This window comes from Cupriavidus sp. UYPR2.512 (assembly GCF_000379565.1).
GTDB lineage: Bacteria > Pseudomonadota > Gammaproteobacteria > Burkholderiales > Burkholderiaceae > Cupriavidus.
The window spans coordinates 1-2,833 of record NZ_KB902991.1 but is presented as its reverse complement, the minus strand read 5'-3'; the positions used below and the strand labels follow the sequence as shown (position 1 = coordinate 2,833).

At 56.2% G+C, this 2,833-nt stretch carries 2 protein-coding genes; both read right to left on the bottom strand.

What is annotated here, in order from left to right:
• Positions 1–257 precede the first annotated feature (257 nt).
• Entirely contained in the window at positions 258–1,592 is a 1,335-nt protein-coding gene (locus A3A5_RS38715) for a hypothetical protein (RefSeq protein WP_051108530.1), read from the bottom strand.
• Position 1,593: 1 nt separating this feature from the next.
• Entirely contained in the window at positions 1,594–2,736 is a 1,143-nt protein-coding gene (locus tag A3A5_RS38710) for a hypothetical protein (RefSeq protein ID WP_018311685.1), read from the bottom strand.
• Positions 2,737–2,833 lie beyond the last annotated feature (97 nt).

Sequence of the window (2,833 nt, the reverse complement as noted above, 5' to 3'; positions counted from 1 at the left end):
AAAACGCTTGGTTGGAAGACACCTGCCGAAGCCCTGGACCAATATCTAAAATCTGTTCAACAATCTATTGTTGCGACGACCGGTTGAATCCGCCCCTTTACCCCTTTGTCGTCAGGCGGATCGACTTACGGCTCATCGAAATTGGAACCTTTGCAATAGACACGTGTAGGTTGCCCGAGGCGGAGCGTCGTCGGCACTTTGGGAACGTGGTCAATTGCCTGGATATCCAAGGATGCTGCGCGTCCCCTTCCCTTTACCTAAAGCAGGAATCGCGTGACGGAGCAAAATTCCCCCTCGCGGATCGTGCGCGTGTCGTGGAGATCCGACTCCTTGCCCAAGGCGTCAAGGAGCGTCTGCCGTGGTACTTCGGTGTGGCGATCCTCGCTACCATGGACATGATCGAGGGTAGAAAGCAATGTCACTTGTCGCCCCTTCTTCGACTTTCCGCCTTTGGCCTCAAAACCATTCCAGAGCGTCTTCGGGGTGGCATTACGACTTCCATGATGGCCGACCTTGTAGAGTCCGACGTTCGCCAAGCGCTCCAGAGACTTAGGATCCGACAAGGCGTACTGCCAGTTTTCAAACTGCGCATCCCCCGGGAACAACACAAACTTCCCATTCACCTCAAAGAGCAGGATCACGCTCGTGTTGTTCATCTGGTTGTCCAGGATCCGCACAATCGATAACAGATTCTCAGCCTGTTCTCGCTGCGCCTGATACCGGTACCATCGCATGTCCCACGGCCGACGCCTGTCCACATATTTTGGAAAGAGTGCAGACGCACCTGGCTCGCCGGCCTTGGCAATGCGCCCTCGCTTGGCCCAAAATTCCGCTTGCGCACCTACCAACTGCCAATACTCCTCGGCGTTAGTCTGGCTTTGCTTGCGAATGCCGGCGTGTTGCTCAAGGGTCGGAGGGCCGAGTACGTGCGTCTTGACGCCCGGCAGAATGTCTTCCAACCCAGATTTAGCGCCCGCATAGACGTACTTGCTGTTTCGAGCCATGCTTCTCAGGTTCTCAATAGCGTCCCGGTTGGCCAGGTCGTTGTCGTCCCCAAGGAACTCAAGCTGAGCCTTGATCCCATTGAGATGGGACCCTCGCAGCCGCGCGCTCGCCGACTTCACGTAGCCTGCGAATTGGTTCATGTTGTCCAGCATGACGAGATGTTCGCGCGCTGCTTGATGGCGCTTGTTCTGGCTCACGCTTGTCGGCACTCTCGCATCTGCCAGTGCATCGGGGTCCTCGGTCCATGGCTGAATGACAACGTCCGGCTTCAGGTCTCTGATGATCTGTCCCGGCCCCTTGCCGGACACAAGGGAAAACCCACTGATGTGGTCCTTGTGTCTATGGGTTGCCACAACCGCGTGCAGTTTCTTTCCACAGACCTCTTTGATGGACTGGGCAATATCCAGCAGATACTTGGGCGTATCCTTTCCCTTCGGCGCCCGTGTGGTTCCAAAGTCAATCAGGACGTGCTTTAGCCTTGCGGGATAGTGAAACGTCAGCAGAAAACAGTCGCCGAATCCTACGTTGTAGCTGCGAAGCGTCAGTTCTGTAGGACGCTCCTTCTCCACCGCTTTTTTCGATGCCATGCTACCAGTCTCCTTTCGCCGTGGACGACGGCCGAAGCTCCCGATCGCGATGCATCGCCGCGATTCGTGCGGTGACAGATTGCGTTTGAGCGAAGTGACCGCGATCCCAGAGACTCTGTAATCTGTCCGTCTGCTTGTCGGTAGTGACGCCCGTTCCTATATGAAACTTTAGAAGACCGTATTCATTGAAGACCATGGTTCCGCCGCCAAAGAGATTAATCAGCTTGGCCGTTGGCATCTCCGAGGGTTTTTTGATCCCAAGTGACGAAAGCTCACTCCCATAGACGGTCAGTTGCTGAATGTACTCAACCACCGTTTCCCGGAGAATCGTGTGGTCATTGCTGACTCTTACAACGGGTCTTACTGAAGTAACCCGGGTGAAAGCGTCAGGATGTATGCCAAGCGCGCGCTTGTTCTCCCACACAAACCGAAATACTTCGACCGGATCGCGCTGCATCCGCTCGAAGTGCGTGCCGACGAGGGTGAATTCACTGGCGCGGGGTGGCTTCCAGGCGCCGTCGGTGCGCGCATTGCTAGCCGGATCTACGCCAAACGCCTCAAATGAGGAGCGCAGCACCTCGCGATACCGGTACCTGCCATCATTTGGGTTGAGTTGGATGTCCGCAGTGAGGACGGCACTTAGATAATCGCCAAAGGTCAGATCGACCGGCGGCATGTAGTCCAGAGCACGAATCAGAATCCGCAGCAGGTGCGTAGCCGCCTTGACACCCTCTTCGACGACAACAGATCGTGCCACACCGCCAGGGCTAGTCTTCACGATTGGACTCAGACGGCTCACCCAGACCTCGAAGAACGCGTGCAGGACAATTGCAACCAACAGCTCCCCGCGATCATGTGCCTCCTGAAAGCGCTCACTTTTATATAGCGAGCGATCTGGCTTGATCTTGAGCGACTCACGCAGTGCGGATCCCGGCACACCGCTAAGCGCAGCCCCCATTTGCTCAGCCAGCCTCGCGAAACGCGCGCCGCTCAGTTTCTTCGTTGTCAGATTAGCAACAGGCACCAGTCCATCGGAGGCCGCCAAAGGCTCAAGCAGCCAGTGGATGATTGAATCGCTCTTGAAAACAGATAGCAGCGCGACGATGTCAGAGTAGCCCTCGTGAAAAGCCGCCTGATCTGACAACGATTGTGCATAAGCAGCTTTCGTGATGCCGATAGCGCGGGGATTTGAGCAAGAACGGTGATGGACGCTAGAGGGGTTCCCTCAGGGAGCGTGCGCG